24 protein-coding genes and 2 tRNA genes are annotated in these 22,565 nt (G+C 74.3%); 5 read left to right on the forward strand and 21 right to left on the reverse strand.

Going from position 1 to position 22,565, the window contains the following annotated elements; genetic code table 11:
* Positions 1-21: 21 nt before the first annotated feature.
* The 8 genes from rpmG to QWY28_RS01845 form a co-directional block, all read right to left on the reverse strand.
* Positions 22-192, reverse strand: a complete 171-nt coding sequence (gene rpmG / locus QWY28_RS01810) for a 50S ribosomal protein L33 (protein WP_280610067.1) — start codon at positions 190-192, stop codon at positions 22-24.
* Positions 193-237: 45 nt separating this feature from the next.
* Positions 238-311 (reverse strand) — tRNA-Met (locus QWY28_RS01815).
* 56 nt (positions 312-367) lie between these two features.
* Positions 368-440 (reverse strand) — tRNA-Thr (locus QWY28_RS01820).
* A gap of 95 nt (positions 441-535) precedes the next feature.
* The gene (locus QWY28_RS01825; RefSeq protein ID WP_300950589.1) at positions 536-1,948 is read right to left on the reverse strand and encodes an amidase; all 1,413 of its coding nucleotides are present in this window, start codon (positions 1,946-1,948) and stop codon (positions 536-538) included.
* Between the two features lie 54 nt (positions 1,949-2,002).
* Positions 2,003-2,698: an LrgB family protein gene (locus QWY28_RS01830; RefSeq protein ID WP_300950590.1), complete on the reverse strand. Its 696-nt coding sequence runs from the start codon at positions 2,696-2,698 to the stop codon at positions 2,003-2,005.
* Complete coding sequence (locus QWY28_RS01835) at positions 2,695-3,069, reverse strand: CidA/LrgA family protein (RefSeq protein ID WP_300950591.1); 375 nt, start codon at positions 3,067-3,069, stop codon at positions 2,695-2,697. The genes QWY28_RS01830 and QWY28_RS01835 overlap by 4 nt, the downstream gene beginning before the upstream one ends.
* 16 nt (positions 3,070-3,085) lie before the next feature.
* The gene (locus QWY28_RS01840; RefSeq protein WP_300950592.1) at positions 3,086-3,661 is read right to left on the reverse strand and encodes a DNA-3-methyladenine glycosylase I; all 576 of its coding nucleotides are present in this window, start codon (positions 3,659-3,661) and stop codon (positions 3,086-3,088) included.
* A 7-nt stretch (positions 3,662-3,668) separates the two neighbouring features.
* Positions 3,669-4,685, reverse strand: coding sequence for a pirin family protein (locus QWY28_RS01845; RefSeq protein WP_300950593.1), 1,017 nt, complete (start codon positions 4,683-4,685; stop codon positions 3,669-3,671).
* An 89-nt stretch (positions 4,686-4,774) separates the two neighbouring features.
* Between QWY28_RS01845 and QWY28_RS01850 the strand changes: the two genes are divergently transcribed.
* Complete coding sequence (locus tag QWY28_RS01850) at positions 4,775-5,215, forward strand: VOC family protein (protein WP_300950594.1); 441 nt, start codon at positions 4,775-4,777, stop codon at positions 5,213-5,215.
* Between the two features lie 10 nt (positions 5,216-5,225).
* On the opposite strand, the gene QWY28_RS01855 is transcribed toward QWY28_RS01850, so the two are convergent.
* Positions 5,226-6,401, reverse strand: coding sequence for a homogentisate 1,2-dioxygenase (locus QWY28_RS01855; RefSeq protein WP_300950595.1), 1,176 nt, complete (start codon positions 6,399-6,401; stop codon positions 5,226-5,228).
* 67 nt (positions 6,402-6,468) lie between these two features.
* Here QWY28_RS01855 and QWY28_RS01860 point away from each other — a divergent pair, with 67 nt between their 5' ends.
* The 3 genes from QWY28_RS01860 to QWY28_RS01870 are packed head-to-tail and all read left to right on the forward strand — an operon-like array spanning position 6,469 to position 8,942.
* Positions 6,469-7,287, forward strand: coding sequence for a hypothetical protein (locus tag QWY28_RS01860; RefSeq protein WP_300950596.1), 819 nt, complete (start codon positions 6,469-6,471; stop codon positions 7,285-7,287).
* A 41-nt stretch (positions 7,288-7,328) separates the two neighbouring features.
* On the forward strand, positions 7,329-8,444 hold the full coding sequence (locus QWY28_RS01865) for a fumarylacetoacetate hydrolase family protein (RefSeq protein ID WP_300950597.1): 1,116 nt from the start codon (positions 7,329-7,331) through the stop codon (positions 8,442-8,444).
* 9 nt (positions 8,445-8,453) lie between these two features.
* Positions 8,454-8,942, forward strand: coding sequence for a nitroreductase family deazaflavin-dependent oxidoreductase (locus QWY28_RS01870; protein WP_300950598.1), 489 nt, complete (start codon positions 8,454-8,456; stop codon positions 8,940-8,942).
* On the opposite strand, the gene QWY28_RS01875 is transcribed toward QWY28_RS01870, so the two are convergent.
* Complete coding sequence (locus QWY28_RS01875) at positions 8,920-10,158, reverse strand: MFS transporter (protein WP_300950599.1); 1,239 nt, start codon at positions 10,156-10,158, stop codon at positions 8,920-8,922. The two genes, QWY28_RS01870 and QWY28_RS01875, sit on opposite strands and share 23 nt — an antisense overlap.
* Positions 10,159-10,193: 35 nt before the next feature.
* On the opposite strand from QWY28_RS01875, the gene QWY28_RS01880 reads away from it, so the two are divergent.
* Positions 10,194-11,141, forward strand: a complete 948-nt coding sequence (locus QWY28_RS01880; protein ID WP_300950600.1) for a metallophosphoesterase — start codon at positions 10,194-10,196, stop codon at positions 11,139-11,141.
* A 112-nt stretch (positions 11,142-11,253) separates the two neighbouring features.
* On the opposite strand, the gene QWY28_RS01885 is transcribed toward QWY28_RS01880, so the two are convergent.
* From QWY28_RS01885 to QWY28_RS01935, 11 genes are all read right to left on the reverse strand, one after another.
* Positions 11,254-12,066 carry a hypothetical protein gene (locus tag QWY28_RS01885; RefSeq protein ID WP_300950601.1) on the reverse strand — a complete coding sequence of 271 codons (813 nt, stop codon included), beginning with the start codon at positions 12,064-12,066 and terminating at the stop codon, positions 11,254-11,256.
* Between the two features lie 91 nt (positions 12,067-12,157).
* Entirely contained in the window at positions 12,158-12,937 is a 780-nt protein-coding gene (locus tag QWY28_RS01890) for an acetoacetate decarboxylase family protein (protein ID WP_300950602.1), read from the reverse strand.
* A gap of 67 nt (positions 12,938-13,004) precedes the next feature.
* Positions 13,005-13,757 carry an acetoacetate decarboxylase family protein gene (locus tag QWY28_RS01895; RefSeq protein ID WP_300951296.1) on the reverse strand — a complete coding sequence of 251 codons (753 nt, stop codon included), beginning with the start codon at positions 13,755-13,757 and terminating at the stop codon, positions 13,005-13,007.
* 59 nt (positions 13,758-13,816) lie between these two features.
* Entirely contained in the window at positions 13,817-14,506 is a 690-nt protein-coding gene (locus QWY28_RS01900) for a nitroreductase family protein (RefSeq protein ID WP_300950603.1), read from the reverse strand.
* Positions 14,503-15,312 (reverse strand): SDR family NAD(P)-dependent oxidoreductase, encoded by an 810-nt coding sequence (locus QWY28_RS01905; protein WP_300950604.1) that lies wholly within the window; start codon positions 15,310-15,312, stop codon positions 14,503-14,505. The genes QWY28_RS01900 and QWY28_RS01905 overlap by 4 nt, the downstream gene beginning before the upstream one ends.
* A gap of 116 nt (positions 15,313-15,428) precedes the next feature.
* Positions 15,429-16,427, reverse strand: coding sequence for a zinc-dependent alcohol dehydrogenase (locus QWY28_RS01910; protein ID WP_300950605.1), 999 nt, complete (start codon positions 16,425-16,427; stop codon positions 15,429-15,431).
* A gap of 1 nt (position 16,428) precedes the next feature.
* The gene (locus tag QWY28_RS01915; protein ID WP_300950606.1) at positions 16,429-17,262 is read right to left on the reverse strand and encodes an SDR family NAD(P)-dependent oxidoreductase; all 834 of its coding nucleotides are present in this window, start codon (positions 17,260-17,262) and stop codon (positions 16,429-16,431) included.
* The gene (locus QWY28_RS01920; RefSeq protein WP_300950607.1) at positions 17,259-18,260 is read right to left on the reverse strand and encodes an ABC transporter permease; all 1,002 of its coding nucleotides are present in this window, start codon (positions 18,258-18,260) and stop codon (positions 17,259-17,261) included. Before QWY28_RS01920 ends, QWY28_RS01915 begins: the two co-directional genes overlap by 4 nt.
* A 10-nt stretch (positions 18,261-18,270) precedes the next feature.
* Complete coding sequence (locus QWY28_RS01925; RefSeq protein ID WP_300950608.1) at positions 18,271-19,821, reverse strand: sugar ABC transporter ATP-binding protein; 1,551 nt, start codon at positions 19,819-19,821, stop codon at positions 18,271-18,273.
* A 53-nt stretch (positions 19,822-19,874) separates the two neighbouring features.
* Positions 19,875-20,924: a sugar ABC transporter substrate-binding protein gene (locus QWY28_RS01930; RefSeq protein WP_300950609.1), complete on the reverse strand. Its 1,050-nt coding sequence runs from the start codon at positions 20,922-20,924 to the stop codon at positions 19,875-19,877.
* A gap of 80 nt (positions 20,925-21,004) precedes the next feature.
* Positions 21,005-22,555 (reverse strand): class I adenylate-forming enzyme family protein, encoded by a 1,551-nt coding sequence (locus QWY28_RS01935; RefSeq protein ID WP_300950610.1) that lies wholly within the window; start codon positions 22,553-22,555, stop codon positions 21,005-21,007.
* Positions 22,556-22,565 lie beyond the last annotated feature (10 nt).

A 22,565-nucleotide genomic window follows, 5' to 3' on the forward strand; every position in this document is an offset into this window, starting at 1 on the left:
GCAGTGCTGGGGTGTCGCGCGTCAGCGGGTCTCGCGGTGAGCCCGGTGGCAGCGGCAACGGGGGCAGAACTTCGCCAGCTCGAGCCGGTCGGGGTCGTTGCGGCGGTTCTTCTTCGTGATGTAGTTGCGCTCCTTGCACTCGACACAGGCGAGCGTGATCTTGGGGCGAACGTCGGAGCTCTTGGAGGCCACGGGAAGTCCTTCGGGGTCGAGGTGCTGCGGTGCTGCGGATCTGAGTAGCGGGGGCGGGACTCGAACCCGCGACACCACGATTATGAGCCGTGTGCTCTAACCACCTGAGCTACCCCGCCACCGGGACAGGGGGTGTGCCGACCAGGTTACCGGTCGACACCATCCGCTTTCCCAGAGCCCCTTTACGGAATCGAACCGTAGACCTTCTCCTTACCATGGAGACGCTCTGCCGACTGAGCTAAAGGGGCAACGACGGAGAACCATACAGACCTCCACCGGGACCACAAAATCGGGCGGCGGGAGTCGTCCGAGGGGTCGTCGAGGGGGTCCTCCGGAGGGTCGTTCAGGACCCCGTCGGAGCGGTGATCCGGGCGAACGGAGCCGCCTCCTCGAGCTCGAGCGCGAGCTCCAGCAGCAGCGGCTCGCGGCCCGCCCCGGCGCCCAGCATCATCCCCTGCGGCAGCCCCTCGGCGGTGGTCGCGAGCGGCAGGGAGACGGCCGGCTCGCCGGTCACGTTCTGCCACGGCGTGAACGCCACCCAGGTGAGGATCCGCTCCATCGCCTGCTCGTAGCCGGCCGTGGGGTCCAGGTGCCCGACGAGCGGCGTGGTGGTCGCCAGGGTCGGGCTCAGCACGACGTCGTGGCGCTCGTGGAAGGCAGCGCCGAGGGCCGCCGCCCGGCGCAGCCGGCGCAGGGCCCCGGGCACGCGGTGCAGGTTGCGGCGGGCCAGCCGGTCGAGCCCGCGGGTCAGCGGGTCGCACCGCTCGACGTCCCACGACCGGCCGTGCGTGAGCCGCCCGGTGCGCACGATCGCGCTCGCCAGGACGCTCCAGTAGAGGAGGAAGTCGTCGGCGAAGGTCGGCGGCGCCGGCGCGGCCACCTCCTCGACGTGGTGGCCGAGGCCCGCGAGCAGGTCGGCGGTACGTCGCGTGAGGGCCGCGACCTCGGGGTCGGCCGTGCGGCCGGCGGCCGCCGTGACGACCCCGACCCGGAGCCGCCGGCGCCCGGGGCGGGTGACGTCGCCGACCGGCGGCAGGTGCAGCGCGCGGTAGACCCGCTCGGCCTCGCGCAGGAACGCCGCCGTGTCCCGCACGCTGCGGGTGACCACCCCGTCGGCGACGATGCGCAGCGGCATGCTGCGGTGCATCGCGTCCTGGGCGAGCCGCCCGCGGGTGGGCTTGAGCCCGACGAGGCCGCACGCGGCGGCGGGGATGCGGATCGAGCCGCCGCCGTCGTTCGCGTGGGCGAGCGGGACGGCTCCTGCGGCGACGAGCGCCGCGGACCCGGCCGACGAGGCGCCCGCGGTGTGGTCGGTCGACCACGGGTTGCGGACCGGCCCCTGCCGGGGGTGCTCGGCCGCCGGGGAGAAGCCGAACTCCGAGAGCCGCGACTTGCCCAGGGGCAGCAGGCCCGTCGCGAGGTACATCCGGGCCAGGTCGCCGTCGCGCCGCGCGGGCCGGGCGCGGAACGCGTCCGCGCCGTGCTGGGTGGGCATGCCGGCGACGTCGACGTTGTCCTTGACGAAGGTCGGGACGCCCGCGAAGAAGCCTCCCCGCGGGTCGCGCGCCTCGGCCCGCGCCCGGTCGTGGGCGCGGTGCGCGACCGCCCCGAGCCGCGGGTCGACCGCCTCCGTGCGGGCGATGGCGGCGGCCACGACCTCCTCGGTGCCCACCGCCCCGGACCGGAGAACATCGACCAGCCCGACGGCGTCGTGGTCGGCGAGGGCGTCGTCGCGGAAGGCGTGGACCCGGGGCACGGGCGTCAACCTCCCACAGCACCGGTGGCGTCGCGGCCGGCCACGCTCGGCGGGCTAGAGCAGGAGGACCAGCAGCAGCGGCAGGAGCAGGCTGGTCGTCAGCGCGGTCAGGCCCATGGAGAGCCCCGCGAACGCCCCCTCGGTCTGGTCCTCGGCCAGCGCCCGGGAGGCGCCGATGCCGTGGGAGACCCCACCGAGCGCCAGGCCGCGTGCGCGGCGGTCGGTGATCCGCGCGAGGCTGAGCACGGCCGGGCCGGCGACCGCGCCGAGGACGCCCACGGCGATGGTCAGCACGGCGGTCAGCGACGGGATCCCGCCGACGGTCCCCGACAGCGCGATCGACACCGGCGTGGTGGCCGCCTTGGGGCTGAGCGTCCGCGCGAGCTCCTCGTCCGCGCCGGTCCAGCGGGCCAGGAGGACGACGGAGACCACCGACGTGACGACCCCGAGCGGCACGGCCACGAGCATCGGGACGACGAACCCCCGCAGCCGCGAGGCCTGGCGGTGCAGCGGGACCGCGAGCGCCACGGTGGCGGCGCCGAGCCAGAACGAGATCACCTGGACGCCGTCGGCGTAGACCGCGGCGTCGACGTCCAGCGCGAGGATCGCGGCGCCGGTGACCACGATCGCCACCAGGACCGGCTGCGCCAGGGCGTGCCCGCGGGTCACGTCGCGCACCCAGCAGCCGAGCCGGTACGCCGCGAGCGTCAGCGCGACCAGGAACACCGGCGACTCGACGAGCTCCCTCACGCCCGGCTCCCCGGCCGCTCGAGGACGCGGGTCGTCCAGCCGATGACCACCAGCCCCAGCAGCCACGAGCCCGCCACGGCGACCACCACCGGCACGGCGTCCTGCCGCAGGGCGCCGAGGTAGGCGACCACCCCGACGCCGGCCGGCACGAACAGCAGCTGCAGGTGGCGCAGCAACCCGTCGGCGGCCAGCACGGCGGCGTCCTGCTCGGTGTCGCGGCCACGCCGGCGACGTACCTCCAGGGCGAGGAGGAGCACGACCATGCCGACCACCGGCCCGGGCACCGGGACGGCGGTCAGCCGGACCAGGACCTCCCCGGCGAGCTGGCAGACGACGAGCCAGGTGAGTCCGACGACCAGTCCAGGGGGCACCGGGGCATCCTGCCGGTCAGGCGCCCCGGCGGTGGCAACCGACCAGGTGCGGGTCGAAGAGGCCGATCGCCTCCATCAGCGCGTGCATCGTCGTCGGCCCGACGAAGACGAAGCCGCGGCGCTTGAGCTCCTTCGACATCGCCACCGACGCCGGGGAGGTCGTGGCGACCTCGTCGGTGCTCGTCGGGGCCGGGGGCACCTCCGGCGCGAAGGACCGGAGCAGCGCCTCGAGCCCCTCCTGCTCGCGCAGGGCGAGGGTCGCGCGGGCGTTGGTGACCGCGGCGTCGACCTTGAGCCGGTTGCGGACGATGCCGGCGTCGGCCATCAGCCGGGCCCGGTCGGCGTCGTCGTACGCCGCGACGACCTCGGCGTCGAAGCCGGCGAACGCCGCCCGGAACGCCTCGCGCTTGCGCAGGATCGTCGCCCACGCCAGCCCGGACTGGAACGCCTCCAGCGTGAGGCGCTCGAGGTACGCCGCCTCGCCGGTGACCGGGCGGCCCCACTCGTCGTCGTGGTAGTCGCGCATCAGTCCCGGCCCGCCCGCCCAGGGGCACCGCGCGACGCCGTCCTCCCCCACCACCGGCCCGGTCACCGGCGCCTCACCCCCGCGCCCGCAGGCGCGCGTTCGGCAGCGGCGGCGCGGGGACCGGCGGCAGCGGCTGGCCGGGGACGACGCCGAAGCGGCCGGGCCGGACGTCGGTGCCGGCGGGGACCACCCGCTGCTCGGCCGCCGGGCGCTCGGGCAGGCCGCCCGCGGCGTCGGGGTGGGTCCCGGCGCCGTCGGGTGCCTGGTCGTCCGCGAGGACCTGCGCCTGCCAGGCCTCGCGCGCGGCGACGACCTCCTCGTGGCTGGTGCCGAGGAAGTTCCACCACATCACCACCTGCTCGCCCAGCGGCGGGCCGCCGATGAGCAGCAGCCGGGTGGGCTGCTCCCCGGCGTGCAGCACGAGGCGGTCGCCGCCCGGCGGGAGGTAGCCCAGCTCGTCCTCGGCGACCGGCCGGCCGTCGACGGACACCGAGCCGGTGTCGACCAGCACGCCGTGCTCGAAGGCCGGGTCGACGTCGAGCGCCACCTCCGCACCCGGCCCGAGCAGCAGCTCGGCGCCGAGGAGCGGGGTGTGGGTGGGGACCGGGGACGTCACCCCGAGCAGCGAGCCGAGGAAGACCCGCGCCTCGAGGCCGTCGCGGGTCACCGGCTCGGGGACGTGGTGCGCGAAGCCGGGGTCGGTCCCGCGGGCGGCCTCCGGCAGCGCCACCCACAGCTGCGCGCCGTGCAGCACGGTCGTCGCCGGGAGGGAGACCTCGGAGTGGCTGATCCCGCGGCCGGCGGTCATCAGGTTCAGCTCGCCGGGGCGGACCGTGGCCACGTTGCCGGCGCTGTCGCGGTGCTCGATCTCGCCGGTGAACAGCCAGCTGACCGTCTGCAGCCCGATGTGCGGGTGCGGGGCGACGACCATGCCGCCGGTCTCGGCGACGTCGTCGGGGCCGTAGTGGTCCAGGAAGCACCACGCGCCGATCAGCGTCCGCTCCCGCTGCGGCAGCGTGCGGCGGACGGTCATCGCGCGGGGGCCGCCGAGCGGCACGTCGCGGGGGGTCAGCACCTCGAGGTCGGTCACGGAGCCATCATGGCGCGCCGGCGATCGGCTTGCCCTCGACGACGCCGCCTGGCACCGTCGCTCCCCGGCCGCGACCAGGAGGAGAGCCCGTGCAGGTGACGCAGATCGGCGCAGCATTCGCCTCGACCGACCCCACCGCCGCCGGCGGCTGGTTCGCCGACCACCTGGGCTTCCGGGTCCTGGTCGACCTCGGCTGGTACGTGAGCACCCAGCACCCGGACCACGAGGACCTGCGCGTCGACTTCGTCCGCGCCGACCACGAGACGTGGCCCGCGCCCGCGTCGGCGGCCACGTCGGCGCCCACGTCGGCACCGGTCCGCGGCGCGATGGTCGCGCTCGTCGTGGACGACGTCGACGAACGCCACGAGCGGATGCTGGCCGCCGGTGCCTCGATCCTCAAGCCCCTGGTCACCGAGCCCTGGGGGCAGCGCCGGTTCCAGGCGGCCGGGCCGGACGGCCTGGTCGTGGAGCTCGTGCAGCCGGTCGAGCCCGACCCCGCGTGGATGAGCGCCCAGGGCCTGGCCGGCTGAGGCGCCCGCCTCAGCGCCGCCGACCCGCCCAGGACCACGCGTACGCCGGGTCCTCGCACGCCGTGCCGCCCTCGCCGAGCTCCAGCGGCGCGAACGTGTCGACCATGACCGCCGACTCCTCGAACCGCTCCGCGCCGAGCGAGGCCTCGATCGCGGCCGGCTGCGGTCCGTGCGCGTGCCCGCCGGGGTGCAGCGAGACCGAGCCGAGCCCGATGCCGGAGCCCTTGCGCGCCTCGTAGTCGCCGGCGACGTAGAACATCACCTCGTCGCTGTCGACGTTGGAGTGGTAGTACGGCACCGGCACCGCCAGCGGGTGGTAGTCGACCTTGCGCGGCAGGAAGTTGCACACCACGAAGCGCGGCCCCTCGAAGACCTGGTGGACCGGCGGCGGCTGGTGCACCTTGCCGGTGATCGGCATGAAGTCCTCGATGTTGAACGTGTAGGGGTAGAGGCAGCCGTCCCACCCGACGACGTCGAAGGGGTGGGTGTCGTGGACCAGGCGCGTGCCGACGACGCCGGCCGACGTGCGGTGCTTGACCAGCACCTCCACGTCGCGGCCCTCGACCAGCAGCGGCTCGCTCGGGCCGTGCAGGTCGCGCTCGCAGTACGGCGCGTGCTCGAGCAGCTGCCCGTAGCGCGAGAGGTAGCGCCTCGGCGGGGCGACGTGCCCGCTCGCCTCGATGCAGTAGAGCCGACTGGGCTCCGCGGGCACCCACCGGTGCGTCGTCGCGCGGGGCAGCACGACGTAGTCGCCGGTGCGGTAGGGCACGACCCCGAAGACCGTCTCGACCACGCCGCTGCCCGCCTCGACGAAGACGCACTCGTCGCCGACCGCGTCGCGGTAGTGCGCCGAGGGGTCGGTGCCGGTGACGACGTAGGAGATCCGCACGTCGGCGTTCCCGAGGACCAGCCGTCGGTCGGTGACGGCGTCCGGGCCGGTCTCCAGCTCGTGCAGCCGCAGGTGGCGGGGCGCGAGCGGGTGGTTCGGCGTCCGCGCCTGGTCGGGCAGCGCCCACACCTCCGACGCGACGATCGCCGACGGCACCCCGCGGTGGTGGAGCAGCGAGGAGTCGGAGCTGAAGCCCTCCTCGCCCATCAGCTCCTCGAAGCGCAGGCGGCCCTCGGCGTCCCGGTGCTGGGTGTGGCGGGTGCGGGGCACGTCGCCCACGGAGCGGTAGTAGGCCATGACGGTTCCTCTCACCGATAGTCGGACACCAGTGTCCGCTATGCAGGGCGAGGCTATCGTGGCGCCCGTGACGACGGAACCCTTCTGGACCGGCCTCGTCGACGACGCGGCGGTCTTCCCGCCCGGCGACGCCGACCTGGCCACCGCCGCCCGGGCGTACGCCGAGAGGTCCGGCGACGCCGCGACGCTGACCGGCTCGTTCGTGGTGCGCGACACCGACCTGCCCGCGCTGCCGGCCGGCTTCTCCGGACCGCTCACCGTCGTGGTCACCGGCGGCGCAGGCCAGCTCGCCGGGCCGGCCGCGCTGTGCGCGCGACGGGACCTGCCCCTGGCCGGGCTCGACGTGGCGCTGCGCGACCTCGACGACCTGGCCGGGAACGCCCGCCGGGTGGTCGCCGCCGTCGACGCCGCCCGCGCCGAGGGCGTCCTCCCCGAGGAGGTGCCGGTCCACGTCGAGCTGCCGCAGTCGGAGGCGACGTACGCCTGGCTGAGCGCGGCCGACGAGGTCGCCGCCGCCGAGCTGCGCCTCAAGCTGCGCACCGGCGGGCTCGAGGCCTTCCAGCACCCGCCGGCGGCGCTGCTCGCGACGTGGGTCGACGCCGCGCTGGACCGCGAGACGCCGTTCCGCTGCACGGCCGGGCTGCACCGCGCGCTGCGGCACACCGCCGCGGACGGCTCGGAGCGGCACGGCTTCGTCAACCTGCTCGCCGCCACCCGCCGGGCCTTCGAGGGCGCCGGCGCCGACGAGGTGGTCGCGACGCTCGAGGACCGCGCGCTCGTGCCGGACCCCGCTGAGCTCGCGGCGGCCCGACGGTGGTTCACCTCGTTCGGCTCCTGCAGCGTGGACGAGCCGATCGCCGACATCCGAGCGCTGGACGTTGCCTAGCCGGGCATCGGTCGGACCGGGCTTTGGGTAACGGGGCCCGCGTGAGCACCGGATTCGACCTCGACCACCTCCCCTACGGCGTCTTCTCCGTCGCCGGCGACCGGCGCCGCGTCGGCGTCCGGCACCAGGACTCCGTCCTCGACCTCGCCGCCGCGACCGGCCGGCCCGAGCTCGCCACCTCCTCGCTGAACGCGTTCATGGCGCTCGGTCCCGAGGTCTGGCGCCAGACCCGCGAGGAGGTCCGGGCGCTGCTCGAGGGAGGTGCGGCGACCGTCCCGCTCGCCGACGTCGAGCTGCACCTGCCGTTCGAGGTCGCCGACTACGTCGACTTCTACGCCTCCGAGCACCACGCCACCAACGTCGGTCGGATCCTGCGCCCCGGCTCCGAGCCGCTGCTGCCGAACTGGAAGCACCTGCCGGTCGGCTACCACGGGCGGGCGGGCACCGTCGTGCCCAGCGGGACCCCCGTCGTCCGCCCCTGCGGGCAGCGCGGCGGCCCGGACGGCCCGACCTGGGGTCCGACCCGGCGGCTCGACGTCGAGGCCGAGCTCGGCTTCGTCGTCGGCGCCCCCTCGTCGATCGGCGACCCGGTGCCGTACTCCGCCTTCGCCGAGCACGTCTTCGGCGTCGTCGGGCTCAACGACTGGTCCGCGCGCGACCTGCAGGCCTGGGAGTACGTCCCGCTCGGCCCGTTCCTCGGCAAGTCCTTCTCCACCTCGGTCTCCGCGTGGGTCACGCCGGTCGCGGCGCTCGACGCGGCCTGGTGCGACCTCCCCGCGCAGGACCCCGAGCCGCTGCCCTACCTCGGTCCCGGCCAGGTGCGCGGGCTCGACATCGACGTCGAGATCGAGCTCGACGAGGAGGTCGTGAGCCGGCCGCCGTACCGCACGACGTACTGGTCGCCCGCCCAGATGCTCGCCCACCTGACGTCGAACGGCGCGTCCCTGCGGACCGGCGACCTGTTCGCCTCCGGCACGATCAGCGGGCCCGAGGTGGACCAGCGCGGGTCGTTCCTCGAGCTGTGGGAGGGCGAGCGGTTCCTGGAGGACGGCGCCGAGGTCGTGCTCCGCTACTCCGCGCCCGGCGTCGGCGGCGGGCGGATCACCCTCGGCGACGTCCGCGGACGGATCGAGCCGGCCCGCGCGTCGCTGGTCTAGGTTGCGGCCATGGGTCTGCTCACGCCGCTCGCCGTCCGCATCGGCGCGATCTCCTGGATGCCGCGCCTGCTCCCGCAGGTCGTCTGGGTCGACAAGCGGCTGCAGGCGGCCAGCCGCGGGCGGGTCAGCATCCTCGACGTCGCCGGCCTGCCGAACCTCACCCTGACCGTCCCGGGCCGCAAGTCGGGCGTCCCGCGCAGCACGCCGCTGCTGTGCGTGCCGCACGACGGCGGCTGGCTGGTCGCGGGGTCCTACTTCGGCGACCCCAAGATGCCGATGTGGGTGCGCAACGTGCGAGCGACCGAGCCGGGCTCCGGCGCGGTCACGGCGGCGATGGGTGGCCGCACCTTCCCGGTCGCCTGGCGCGAGCTCGAGGGTGCCGACCGGGCCGAGGCGTGGCAGGTCATGCTGCGGACCTGGCCGAACTACGCGAAGTACGAGGAGCGGACCGACCGGACGATCCCGGTCCTCCACCTCACGCCGCTGCCGGGCGCCTGAGCGTCAGCCGGGCGAGCAACCCGAACGACGCCACCTGCAGGGCGCCCACGACGAGCGCCAGCAGCACCGGTCTCCCCGTGGCCAGCGCCCCGGCCAGGACTCCCCCGGCGAGCGCGCCGAGGCCCTGCACGGCCGCGAAGACGCCGTACGCCGTCGCGCGGCGCCCCGCGGGCACCAGCCCGGCGACGTACGCCTTGACGGTGGAGTCGAGGACGCCGGTGGCCACGCCCCACAGCACGACGCCGCCGAGCACCGCCGCCAGCGTCGGCCCGAACACCAGCGGGGGCACGGCGGCGACGACCGGCGGGACGAGGAGCAGGACGCGGCCGCCGTACCGGTCGAAGAGGTCGCCGGTGGCCAGCGCCGCGACGGCCTCGACCGCCATGGCGAGCGCGTAGACCAGCGGCACCGCGGCCAGGGTGACGAGCCCGTCCTGGACGAAGCGGAACGAGATGACGCCGAACGTCATCAGGCCCGCCGTCGCGAGCGCGGCGGCGAGGGAGAACAGGTGGAACTCGCGGGGCAGGTCGGCGCCCAGGGTCCGGCGGGCGAGGCCGGGCGGGCCTGCCGCCCCGGCCCGCGGTCCGTCGGCCTCCTCCGGGTCCGGCTCCGCGACCGCCGGCACGCGGCGCCGCAGCTGGGCCAGCAGCAGCAGGCAGACGGCTCCGGGGATCGCCAGCAGGGCGAGGCCGGGCCAGAGCAGGCCGGTGACCGCGGCGGTGCCGGCGAGGAGCAGCGGGCCCGCGAACGCGCCCACCTGGTCCATCGCCTTGTGGACCGCGAAGCCGCGACCTCGGCCGGTCGAGGTGGCCATCCGCGCGAGCAGCGCGGACTTCGCGGGGCTGCGGACCGCCTTGCCGGCACGCTCGAGCAGGATGAGGGTCGCGGCCACCCCGACGCCGGCGGCGCCGAGCGCCGGCGCCACCGCGAGCAGCGGCACGCAGACCGCGGTCATCGCGTAGCCGACGACCGTCAGCCGCCAGTGCCGGCCGCTGCGGTCGGCCCACGGCCCGGTCGCCAGCCGCAGCACGAGGGCGACCGCCTCCCCCGCGCCGGTCACGATCCCCACCGTCAGGGCCGAGGCGCCCAGCTCGCCGAGGAACGGCCCGGCGACCGCGCGCATGCCCTCGTAGACCATGTCCGCGCAGAGGCTCACCAGGCCGAAGGCGACCACGGTGCGCCAGGGGGACCAGCCGGGGCGCGCGCTCGTCGTCACGGCGCGATGCTCCCAGGCCCCCTAGCCTGGGTGCCGTGGCGCATCCCGTGCAGCTCGGCCAGCACCCCGACCCGACCCACACCGTCGCCCACCTGAGCGACCCGCACCTGCTCGCGGGCGGTGCGCGGCAGTACGCCGTCGTCGACCCCGACGCGGGGCTGCGGCTGGCGCTGGACCGGCTCGCCCGACTGCCGCACAGCCCGGACGCACTGGTGTTCACCGGCGACCTCGCGGACCTCGGTGAGCCGGCGGCGTACGAACGGCTGCTGGAGCTGGTCGAGCCCGCCGCCGAGGCGATGGGCGCGCAGGTCGTGTGGGTGATGGGGAACCACGACGAGCGGGCGACCTACTCCCGGCTGCTCTTCGGCGAGGAGTCCGACGGCCCGCAGGACCGGACCTACGACGTCCGCGGCCTGCGCGTGGTCTCGCTGGACACCAGCGTGCCGGGCTACCACCACGGCGAGATCGACGACGACCAGCTCGCGTGGCTGGCCGGGGTCCTGGCCGAGCCGGCCCCGCACGGCACGCTGCTCGCGCTGCACCACCCGCCGATCCCCGTGCCGATGCTGCGCGCAGCCGAGGTCATCGAGCTCGCCGACCAGCACCGGCTCGCGGAGGTCGTGGCCGGCAGCGACGTCCGGTCCATCCTCGGCGGGCACTTCCACTTCTCGACGTACTCGACCTTCGCCGGCATCCCGGTCTCGGTCGCCTCCGCGAGCTGCTACACCTCCGACCCCGCGCCGCTGGACCGCTTCGTCTCCGGCGTCGACGGGCACCAGGCGGTCACGATGGTCCACGTGTACGACGACCGGGTCGTCCAGACCGTCGTGCCGCTCTCGGACGCACCCGAGGTCAGCGGCGTCGCGGCCACCGTCGTCGCCCAGCTCGAGGCGCTGACCTCCGAGGAGCGGCGGGAGATGCTCAGCCGCAAGGACTCCCCGTTCAACCGCGGCGAGCTGGCCGACGAGCTCGGCACCTGGTAGCCCACCCGCGCCGGGTGTCGCCGGCGTGAGCTCCAGCCGGGCGCCGTGAGGTTCATCGGGGACCCGATGAACCTCACGGCCTCACGCTCGACCGGGGATCGAGCGACGTCGATCAGGGGGTCGGGGCGACGAAGTCCGAGGAGTCGCCGGTCAGGACGACGTAGAACCGCTTGCGGGTCGTGGTGGTCGTGACCGACCCGTCGCTGTTGCGGGGGCTGACCACGAAGGACGTGTTGTTCTGCGCAGCGGCCGGGGCGCAGTTGGTCGGGATGCCCGTGGCGCCGGTGAAGTTGCACAGGCTGGCGCTGATCTCGCCGGAGAACTCCGGGTTGGCGTCGGCGCCCGGCGCTCGGCCGCTCGTGATCGCGTCACCGTTCTGGTCGACGGTGTTCTGCAGGGCGATGGTGGAGACGATGCCGTTGTCCGAGAGGTCCTCGTTGGCGTCGATGTAGACGTTGCCGTTGGCGCGCAGCGAGTTGTCCGGGCTGCCGGCCGGCGCGGTGTTGGGGAGCGTCGGGTACGCCGTGACGATCTCGAACCCGCCGGACTGCGCCACGATCGTGCCGTCGGCGCCGACGAGCAGCCACCGGCCGGCACCGTCCTTGCCCGCGGGGCCCGCGGGGCCTGCGGGGCCCGCCGGGCCGGCCGGACCCGGGGCGCCGTCCTTGCCCGCCGGGCCCGCCGGGCCCGCCGGGCCAGCAGTGCCGGCCGGACCCGCCGGGCCGGCCGGGCCCTGGGCGCCCTCCGGCAGCTGGCCGGGGCGGAAGTCCTTGGCCTTGAGCGTGCCGTCCTTGACGTCCTGGCTGCGGACCGAGTTGTCCTCGATGTCGGCGGAGCCGATGGTCATCGCGGCGTACGACGTGCCGCTGGTGGCCACGACCAGCGCGGCGACGGAGATGAAGAACGACGGGGTGGGTCGACGCATGGAGAGCACCTCTCGTGAGGCAGGCCACACCAGCCCGCCGGTTGCCCTGCGTTCGTGCCCACCGCCGCAACGGATTGGAACGGTTTGCGACTCAGCCCGGCAGGCGGGCCGTGCCGAGCGCCGGCCAGTGGTCGCAGCGCCCCAGGGCGAGCGGGAGGAAGGCCTCGGCGTCCATGGGGCCGAGAGGCACGCAGGTCGCCTTCATGCCGGTCTCGACGTAGACGGCGTCGCGCAGCTCGAGCACCTCGAGGTCGTCGAGCGGGTCGTGCACCGTGCCGGCCATCCGCAGGGTCGCGGGGCCCTTCCGCACGACCGTGGTGCGCTGGTCGAACTCCGCCATCATCAGGGTCGGCGGGCCGGCGAGGCCGGCACCGTCGGGCTCCAGCTCGTACTTCACGTTGAAGTTGCGCCCGAGCACCTCGGTGGGCCCGCGGTCCGGCCCGAGGTCCGCCTCGATCTGGACGAGCCGCGCGCCGTGGCGATCCAGCACGCCGCTCATGTGGCCGTCGTTGCGCCACAGGGTCGAGGTGCCGATCTTCTTCGGCTCGCCGTACAGGTCGCGCCCGAACAGCAGCGGCACGTCGTCGTCCATGAACATCGTCAGCACGTAGTCCCCTGGGACGCCCGCGTGGCTGGCGCTGACGTAGACCGCGGAGGCGGCGAAGTCCCCGACGCAGCTGCTCCGCCACCGGCTCACCTGCACCGTGACGCGCGGCTCGACGCCCGGGTCGAGCTCGGCGGGCAGGATCTCGCGGACGATCTCCGGGCGGGTCAGGAAGTCGACGCTGAGCGACTCCCCGCCGACGAACTCGACGTCGGCGAGGGTCGCCTGGACGGCGGCGACCTCCTCGGGGGTGCGGCGGTAGCCCACGGTGCTCTCCTCGGGTCGGACGGGACGGACGGGACGGGCGGACGGGAAGGTCGGGCGGGACGCGCGCTCAGGGTCGCGGGACGACGCGGCCGAGCGGCAGGGTGAAGTCGGTCAGGGCGGTGAAGGCGTCGAGGACGCGGACGGGCCGGAAGACGTGCCACGGGTCGGCCGCGCTGCCGGCGCCGAGCTCGACGGCCCCGCGGCCGCGCCACAGCTCGAGCCGGCCGTCCGCGCCGCGGTGCGAGCGCGCCCGGACGTCGACGGCGACGAGCTCGTCGACCGCCGGCGGCCGGCCCTGCTCCGACGCCGGGACCAGTCGGTGACTGAGGGTCGGCAACGTCTCGGCGGTCGGCAGCCCGACCAGCTCCTCAGCCGCGAGCAGCCGCTCGGGCTGCATCGAGAGGGTCATCAGCCGGACGCCGCGCGGCCGCTCGACGGTCATCACCAGCTGCTCGGTGCCCGGCCCGCCCGCGTCTCGGCCCGACCAGGTCAGCGCCGCCAGCTTCTTGCCGTACCCCCACAGCTCACGGCCGGCGGCCATCGGCGCCTCGGCGTCGGTGACGATCACAGGCTGGAACCAGAAGCGCTCGTCGCCGACGCGCACCCGCACGACGAGGTAGGCCTCGAGGTACGGGCCGAAGGTCGACGCCGGGTAGTGGCAGGCCCACGCGGCGCAGACCGCCGGGTCGCTGTCGGGCTCCACGCCGGCGGGGAGGTACGCCGCGAGGCCGGCCGCGTCGGCCTCGTAGACCACCCAGGTCTGCCGCGCGCCGCGGAACTCGTGCGGCGGGGGCGGGTACAGCGGCGCAGCGATCGGCATCGACACCGGCCGCTCCCCCTGGCGCACACCCGGGGCCACCCCCCGACCCGCCTCAGGGCTCACCCAGGGCCGCCCGAGGGCCACAGCGGCTCGGAGGTCTCGAAGCCGGCGGGCTCGCCCCAGCGGTTGCGGTAGGTGACCTCGTGCGCGGGCCGCCGGGGCGCGACGCCCCACCGACCGAGCGGGTAGCCCATCGCGACGGTCGCCGCGAGCGTCCACCCGCGGTCCGGCGGGACGCCCAGCACGGTCTTGGTGGTGTCGGGCCGGAAGACGTCGAGCACGTTGGTCATCGCGCTGCCGACGCCCTGGGCGCGCGCGGCGAGCATCGCCGACCACACCGCGGGGTAGGTCGAGCTGCCGTCGCGGTCGCCCCGCGAGAAGGCGAAGAACAGCAGCGGCACCTCCTCGAAGTGGTCGGCGAGGTGCTGCACGCTCGCGCGCAGCTTCCGGAACCGGACCGAGGCGGGTGCGGCGGGGTCGGCCTCCGCCGCTGCCACCTGGGCGGCGTAGTGGCCGCGCCACAGGAGCGCCACCGCCTCGCGGTAGGGGCCCGCGAGGCCCGCCAGGACGTCACGGTCGTCGACGAGCAGGAAGCGCCACGCCTGGGTGTCGCCCCCGCTGGGCGCCCGGACGGCGGCGTCCATGATCCGCGCCTGCACCTCCGTCGGCACCGGGTCCGGCCGCATCCGGCGCATCGCCCGGGTCGTGTAGAGGGCCTCCCAGATTCCGACGTCCGGGGCGGTGGTCATGCGGCCGTCCAGCCGCCGTCGACCACCATGTTCGACCCGGTCATGAAGCCGGAGGCGTCCGAGGCCAGGAACAGCGCCGCCGACACGATCTCCTCCGGCACGCCGAAGCGGCCCAGCGGGATCTTGGAGAGCAGGTGGCCGCGCCATTTGCGGTGACCGCGCAGGGCCTCGGTCATGTCGGTCTCGAAGTAGCCCGGCGAGAGCGTGTTGACGCGCACGCCGCGCTCGGCCCACTCCAGGGCGAGGGTGCGGGAGAGGGCGTCGATCGCCCCCTTGCTGGCGGAGTACGCCGCCATCCGCTCCATGCCGACCTGGCCGTGGATGCTCGAGATGTTCACGACCGCGCCGCCGCCGCCCTCGAGCATCAGCTTGCCGGCCTCGCGGGCGCACAGGAACGACCCGGTGACGTTGACGTCGAGGACGTGGCGCCACTCCTCGTCGTCGACGAGCTCGGCCCGCTTGAAGATGGGGCTGACCCCGGCGGAGTTGACCAGCGCGTCGAGCCCGCCCCAGCTCTCGCGGATCGCTGCGACCGAGGAGGAGACGGCCGCGCTGTCGGAGACCGAGCCGACGAGGACCAGCGGCTTGCCGCCGAGCTCCTCGATCTCGTCGGCGACCTCCTGCACGGCCCCGGCGGACCGGGCGGTCAGGGCGACCCGCGCGCCGGCTGCGGCGAACCCGAGGGCCATCGCACGGCCGAGGCCCCGGCTGGCGCCGGTGACCCACACGCGGTGGTCGGTGAGGTCGAAGGCGACCGAGGTCCGTCGGGGTCCGGGGACGGACGTCGGGGCGGAGGGGGTGGTCATGGGATCTCCTAGCGGCAGGCGCCGGACGGGGGCGTGGCACCGTGCTGGATCGGGCGCGGGTGGAGCGGCGGACGGGTGGGGCCGGCACCCCGGGAGCGGACCGGGGGTCGGGCGGATCAGGAGTGCGGCACGATGGCCGCCTTGACGACGTGGTCCTCGGGGCGGGGCGCGCTCAGCGCGCGGTCGGCCTCCGCCAGGGCGTAGCGGTGGGTGACCAGGTCACCGAGCGCGACGCGTCCCGAGACGATCAGCTCCACGGCGGTGGCGAAGTCGGCGTCGACGTACCCGAAGGAGCCGGTGAGCCGGTGGGCGCCGACCGGCCACGGGACCGGCGCGTCGTCGAGCCCGACCAGCACCACGGGGGCGGTGGGCGCGAGCAGCGGCAGCGCCGAGGTCACCGCTCCCGGCACCCCGGAGGCGTCGAGCAGGGCGTCGTACGCCGCGTCGCCGGCGGGCTCGCCGGGCGCGGAGACCGTCGCTCCGAGGCGGGCGGCGGCGTCGCGGCGGTGCTCGACGGGCTCGACCACGTGCACCGCGACGTCCTGGGCCAGCGCGGCCGCGGCGACCGTGAGTCCGACGGCACCGGCTCCCGTGACGAGGACGCGGGTGTTGTCCGTGCCGCCGGCGAGCCGCACGGCGTGCAGCGCGACCGCGAGCGGCTCGGCCCAGAGCAGGTCGAAGGGGTCGGTGGACGACGGCACCGGCACGACGTCGCGCCCGACCTCGACCTGGGGGAGGTGGAGCTGCTGGGCGAAGGCGCCCTGGGCGCCGTACCCGAGGGAGCGCCCGGCGGTGGAGCCGCAGAGGTGCGTGTCGCCGTCCGCGCAGTAGGCGCAGGCTCCGCACGATCGCATCGGCCGCACCGCGACGCGGGTCCCGGGGGCCAGGCCCTCGAGCCCCTCCCCGGCGACGCGTACGGTCGCCGAGAGCTCGTGGCCCATCACCTGGCCGGGCTCGACGTAGTGGCCGTGTGCGTACGAGGCGAGGTCGGACCCGCACACGCCGCACGCCTCGACGTCGAGCAGGACGTCGGTCGGGCCGACCGGCGGCTGCGCGAGCGGCTCGGTGCGGACGTCGTGCGGTGCGTGGAGCACGGCCCCCAACGGCTCGGACATGTCAGTGCATCTCCTGTCCGCCGGTGACGTTGAGCGCCTCGCCGGTGACGAACGAAGCCCCGTCGGAGGCGAGGTAGACGGCCGCGGCTGCGACGTCCTCGGGAGTGCCGAACCGGCGGGCGGGGATCTGCCTGGCCAGCCGGCGCCGGTAGTCCTCCTCGGTGCGGCCGGCCGCACCGGAGAAGGTCTCGTAGACCCCGCCCTTGACGGCCAGCAGGGGCGTGTCGATCGTGCCGGGGCAGATCGCGTTGACGGTGACGCCGTGCTCGCCGAGCTCGGCGGCCATCGACTGCGTGAGGCCGATGACCGCGAACTTCGCGGCGGAGTACGCCGCGAGCAGGGGCTGCCCGGTCTTGCCGGCCTGCGAGGCGATCGTGATGATCCGGCCACCCCCTTGCGGCACCATCCGGCGGGCGGCCTCGCGGGCGCAGAGGAACGCACCGGTCGCCATGACCTCGAGGTTGACCCGCCAGTCCGCGAGGGAGAGCTCGGTGACCGGCGACAGGCCGATCGCCAGGCCGGCGCAGTTGACGAGCACGTCGACGCGGCCGTGCTCGACGACCGCCGCGTCGAACAACGCGGTCACCTGCTCCTCGTCGGTCACGTCGCACGGGACGGCCGTGACGGTGCCGAGGGCGGACAGCTCCGCAGCGGCGGTCGCCAGGTGGTCCGGCGGCGCCACCTCGTAGTCGGGGTGGCTGGCGAGCGGGGCGCCGACGTCGGAGAGGACCAGGGTGTCGCCGAGCCGCAGGAACGACTCGGCGATCGCCCGCCCCATCCCGCCGACCCGGGCGCCGCCGGCGACGACGACGACCCGCGGAGGGTGGACGCTCATCGGCGCCTCATCACCAGGAAGCTCGCGGCGAAGACGGCCAGCAGCAGGATGATGCCGCGGACGGCGTACTGCCAGAACGTCTCGACGCCCATGATCGACAGGCCGTTGTTGATGACGCCGATCAGCAGCACCCCGATCACGGTGCCGAGGATGTGGAAGCGTCCGGGCCGCAGCGTCGACGCCCCGATGAAGGCGGCGGCGAAGGAGTCGAGCAGGTAGGTGTCACCGACCCCCTGCGGCCGGCCGACGCCGAGGTTCGCGGCCACGATCATGCCGCCGAGCGCCGCGCAGGCCGCGGAGATGCCGAGGGCGAGCAGGGCGTAGCGGCGGACCGGGATGCCCGAGAGGCGTGCGGTCTCGGCGTTGCCGCCGATCGCGTACATGTGCCGGCCGAGCTGGGTCTGCTCGAGGAAGACGTAGAGGACGACGGCGACCACGGCCAGGAAGACCACGGGCGCCGGGACCGGACCGATCTCGCCCTGGCCCATGACCAGGAAGCCGTCGGGGATCCCGGACAGGATCGTCTGGGAGTCCGAGACCCCGAGCACGACGCCGGTGAGGATCGAGCCCACCGCCAGGGTGACGATGAACGCCGAGACCCCGCCGTACGCCACCACGACGCCGTTGAACGCACCGATGACCAGCGCCAGCGCCATCACCACGACCACGGCGAGGACCGGGCTGCCGATGGTGCCCTCGGAGAGCCACTTGCAAGCGAGGAACCCGCCGAGCGTGGCCATGCCGGCCAGGCTGAGGTCGAAGAGTCCCTGCACCAGCGCGACGGTGAGGCCGAGCGCGATGATGCCCAGGATCGAGACCTGGTTGAGGATGTTGAAGAAGTTCTGGCTGGTCGCGAACACGTCGGGCTTCATCAGGCTGAAGATCGCGATGCACGCCACCAGGCTGGCGATGGTTCCGTAGCGGCTGACGACGTCGATGAGCTTGTCGCTCGTCGACGTCTCCCGCCGGGGCCCGGTCGCGCGGGGCGACTCGGCCACTGCAGTGGAGCTAGACACTCTTCCTCCCGAAGGACAGTCGCATGATCGAGTTGACGGTGATCTCGTCGCCGGCGAGCTCGCCGACGACCTCCCCGTCGTGCAGCACGAGGACCCGGTCGCACACCCGGACGAACTCCTCGAGCTCGGTGGAGGTGAAGACGACCGCGGCGCCGTTGTCGGCGAGGCTGCGGGCCAGGCCGTAGATCTCGGCCTTGGTGTGGACGTCCACCGCGGCGGTGGGCGAGTCGAGCAGGTAGACCTTGGCCCGGCGCAGCAGCCAACGGCCGATGACGACCTTCTGCTGGTTGCCGCCGGACAGCGTGCGGACCTCGCTCTCGAGGCCGCCGCTCTTGAGGCTCAGCTGGGCCATGACCTCGGCGACCTCGCTGCGCTCGCGCCCACGGCGCATGAGCCGCAGGACCGGGTCGGTGCGGTAGGAGCGGGTCGAGGCCAGCGTGGCGTTCTCCCGCACCGACAGCTCGCTGACGAGCCCTTGCGCGAGGCGGTCGCGCGGCACCAGCGCCATCCCGGCCGCCACGGCCTGCTGCGGGTTGCGGACCCGGCGGGGCGTGCCCTCGACGAGCACCTCGCCCTGCGAGCGGCGGATGCCGTAGAGCGACTCCACCACCTCGCCGGCGCCCTCGCCGGGCAGGCTGGCCACACCCACGACCTCGCCGGCCCGGGCCTGCAGGTCGACGCCGCGCAGCACGTCGCCGCGGAGCCCGCGCACCTCGAGGACGACCTCGCGCGGCGGGGCGGTCGCGGTGAACGCCTCGTGGGCGATCGCCTTCTCCGCGCCGACGAGCTGGTCGACGAGCCGGTCGTGGTCGAGGTCGGCGGCCTGCCAGGTGCCGACCAGGCCGCCGTCACGCATGACGGTGATGCGGTCGCAGACCTTGAAGACTTCGTTGAGCCGGTGGGTGACGAAGACGAAGCCGATGCCCTCCTGGGCCAGTCGGCGCATCTGCGCGAAGAGGGTGTCGACCTCACCGGGCTGCAGCGAGGTCGTCGGCTCGTCGAGGATGATGACGCGGGCGTTGCTGGCCAGCGCCTTCGCGACCGCGACCATCGCCTGCTCGTGCGGACCGAGGCTCTTGACGTCCCGGTGCGGGTCGAGGTCGGGCAGTCCGACCCGGTCGAGCAGCTCGCGGGTGCGCCCGTGGGCGCGCCGCCAGTCGACGAGCACGCCGGCGCGACGGCCGAGCCCCTCCACCATGAGGACGTTCTCGGTGACCGAGAGCTCCGGCACGAGGTTGCCGTGCTGGTGGACGACCGAGACGCCCAGGGCCTGCGCCCGCTGCGGGTTGCGGACGTCGACCTGCGCGCCGTCGATCTCGACGGTGCCCGAGGTGAGCTGGATGGCCCCCGCGAGAGCCTTGATGAGGGTCGACTTGCCGGCGCCGTTCTCCCCGAGGAGAGCGTGCACCTCCCCCGCGTCGAGGGAGAAGTCCATGTGGTCGAGCGCCCGCGTGCCTGGGTAGTCCTTGACCGCGTCGCGGACCCTCAGGAGCGGGCCGGGGCGGGAGGCGGCCTCCCGCCCCGGCTCGTTCGGTGTCGTCACGTCAGCTGCCTGTCGCGTCGTGGTGGATACGTCGTGTGGGTGGCGTGGGCGGCTCAGATGTCGCCCGGGAAGAACGCGCAGTTCTCCCAGTCGGGCTCCTCGCCCTCCGCCGGCACCGTCTGCTCGTTGACGAGGCAGGGCTTCATGTAGACGACCTTGCTGGGCAGCGTCCCGCCGCCGACGATCGTCTCGATGGTCTCGACGGCCTTGGACCCCATGAGCGGGAACGGGTTCGCAGGCTCCATCTTGTACGGCGAGCCCTCGCGGATGAGGTCCCACGCGAAGGAGTTGCCGTCGAAGCCGACGGCGAACACCTTGTCCTCGAGCCCGGCCTCGGTGATCGCGCGGACCGCCGGCGGGGCCAGCTCGTCCCAGCCCAGCCAGATCGCGTCGATCTCCTTGTCGGACTGCAGCAGGTTGGTCAGCTGGGCATAGGTGTCGTCGACCTGGCCGGGGACCTTGACCTCGATCTCGCGGACCACCTCGATGCCCGGGTTCTCGCTCATGACGGCCTTGAAGCCGGCGTCTCGGTCGCGCAGCGCCTGGAGCACGGTCCAGTTCAGCTTCACGACGCGGCCCTTGCCCTCGAGCCGGTTGGCCATCTCGGCGGTCATCAGCGTGCTGTTGATGAACTCGTTGGTGCCGATCTCGGCGTCGACGCCCTCCACGAAGCCGCCGTAGATCGACACGAACGGGATGCCGGCCGCGTCGGCCTCCTTCATCACGCCGGTCATCTGGGCGTTCGGCGAGGAGTTGTTGACGATCACGTCGACGCCGCGGCTGATGAAGTCGCTGGCGGCGTTGTTCGTCGCCGCCTGGTCGCCCTGGCCGTCGAAGACCTCGACCGACCAGCCCTTCTCCTCGGCCGCCTCGACGAACTGGTCCTTGATGCCGTTGATGCTCGGGGAGTTCAGGTTGACCGCGACGAAGCCCACGGACAGGTCCTCGACGGGGCCGGTGGCCTCGCCGCTCCCGCTGCCGGCGCTGTCGCCGCTGTTCGAGGTGCCGTTGCTGCTGGGCTCCTCGTCGCTGTCCATCGAACAGCCGACGAGTGAGAGGGAGACCGCCAGGGCGGCCGCCGTCAGACGCAGGGTGCGCTTCATTCCGTGCTCCTTCAGGGCAGGGTGGAACTGGGTGTCGGTGGTGCAGAGGTGTGGCTGGTGGAGTGAGGTGGTGACGGTGGTCAGGCCTCGCGGAGCGCGGACTTGACGACCTTGCCGCCGGGATTCCGCGGTAGCTCGTCCCGGATCTCGACCACCGCAGGGACCTTGAAGTGGGCGAGGTGCTGGCGACAGAAGGAACGGACCTCGTCGGGTGTGAGGCCGTGCCCCGGCTTGGCGACGACGTGGGCGACCACGCGTTCGCCGTACTGCTCGTCCGGCACGCCGACGACCGCGGCGTCCAGGACTCCCGAGTGCTGGTGGAGGACGTTCTCGACCTCGAAGCTGAAGACGGACTCGCCGCCCCGCTTGATGACGTCCTTGAGGCGGTCACGCAGGACCACGAAGCCGTCCTCGAGGACTGCGGCGTCGCCGGTGGCGATCCAGCCGTCCGCGTCGGTGAGCGGCGCGATCCCGTCGGCCGTCCAGTAGCCGAGGGCGACCTGCCCGCCCCGGACGACGATCTCGCCGATCTCGCCCGGACCGGCGTCCTCGTCGGTGCCGGGGCGGCGCAGCCGCAGCTCGGTGAGCGGCAGCGGCCGCCCCACGCTGTGCGGCATCCGCACGGCGTCCTCGCCGCCGACATAGGTGATCATCGAGCACGTCTCGGTCATCCCGAAGCCGTTGCCGAGGGTCGCCTGCGGCATCGCCTCGCGCATCCGCTGCAGGAGGGCGGTCGGCATCGGCGCTCCGCCGAAGAGTGCGAGGCGGAAACCGGTGAGAGCGTCGTCGTCGCGCTCCTGGGCACGCTCCAGGAGTCGCCACCACATCGTGGGCGCGCCGACCGTGGACGTGCAGGCGTGCTCGCGCACCGCATCGAGCGCGCGGCCGGCCTCGAACCCGTCCAGGAGGTACGCCGTCGCGCCGAGCAGGACGACCGGCACCGTCTGGGAGCACAGGCCGGTGATGTTGAACTGCGGGACCATCACCAGCTCGACGTCCTCGGGGCGCCGCCCGATCACGGTCGTGCAGGTGACGGCGTTCTGCAGGGCGTTGCCGTGACTGATCACCACGCCCTTGGGCCGGCCGGTGGTGCCGGACGTGTACATGATCGCGGCGGGTGCGTCGGCGCCGGGCGTGGCGGCCGGCAGCTCCGCAGCCTGCTCGTCCGGGAGGAACCGGCCCGAGGGGTCGGCCACCGCCAGCCGGACCGGCCGGTCGGGGACGGACGCGGACGCGGCCTCGGCCACCTGCTCCATCCCGTCACCGACGAGCAGCAGGCCCGCGCCGCTGTCGGCGAGCAGCACGCCGAGGTCGCCGGGCGTGAGCCGGTGGTTGAGCGGCACGACGATCCCGCCCGCGGCCCACGTCGCCAGGACGGCGACGGTGAACGGCAGCCCGTTGCCGGCCAGCACCGCCACCCGGTCACCCGCGCCGACCCCGACGCCGCGCAGCCGACCGGCGAGCCCGTCGACCTCCGTACCGACCTCCGACCAGGTCGCCCGGCCGGCGGGGGTCACGAACGCGGGGTGCTCGCCGCGCGCGGCGACGGTCCGCCGCAGCATGTCGACCAGGTCGACCGGCAGCGGGACGTCGTAGTGACGGATGCCCCGCTCGTCGGTGCGGGTGGCCACGGGCGGGGTG

Origin of the sequence: Nocardioides oceani, assembly GCF_030412965.1 — a bacterium.
Classification (GTDB): domain Bacteria; phylum Actinomycetota; class Actinomycetes; order Propionibacteriales; family Nocardioidaceae; genus Nocardioides; species Nocardioides oceani.

Bases quoted from the DNA above. Each gene is read 5' to 3' on its own strand.
- QWY28_RS01895 (WP_300951296.1), bottom strand. From the start codon at position 13,757: ATGCCGATCGCTGCGCCGCTGTACCCGCCCCCGCCGCACGAGTTCCGC.
- QWY28_RS01885 (WP_300950601.1), bottom strand. From the start codon at position 12,066: ATGCGTCGACCCACCCCGTCGTTCTTCATCTCCGTCGCCGCGCTGGTC.
- QWY28_RS01870 (WP_300950598.1), top strand. From the start codon at position 8,454: ATGGGTCTGCTCACGCCGCTCGCCGTCCGCATCGGCGCGATCTCCTGG.
- QWY28_RS01900 (WP_300950603.1), bottom strand. From the start codon at position 14,506: ATGACCACCGCCCCGGACGTCGGAATCTGGGAGGCCCTCTACACGACC.
- QWY28_RS01855 (WP_300950595.1), bottom strand. From the start codon at position 6,401: ATGGCCTACTACCGCTCCGTGGGCGACGTGCCCCGCACCCGCCACACC.
- QWY28_RS01910 (WP_300950605.1), bottom strand. From the start codon at position 16,427: ATGTCCGAGCCGTTGGGGGCCGTGCTCCACGCACCGCACGACGTCCGC.
- QWY28_RS01930 (WP_300950609.1), bottom strand. From the start codon at position 20,924: ATGAAGCGCACCCTGCGTCTGACGGCGGCCGCCCTGGCGGTCTCCCTC.
- QWY28_RS01915 (WP_300950606.1), bottom strand. From the start codon at position 17,262: ATGAGCGTCCACCCTCCGCGGGTCGTCGTCGTCGCCGGCGGCGCCCGG.
- QWY28_RS01905 (WP_300950604.1), bottom strand. From the start codon at position 15,312: ATGACCACCCCCTCCGCCCCGACGTCCGTCCCCGGACCCCGACGGACC.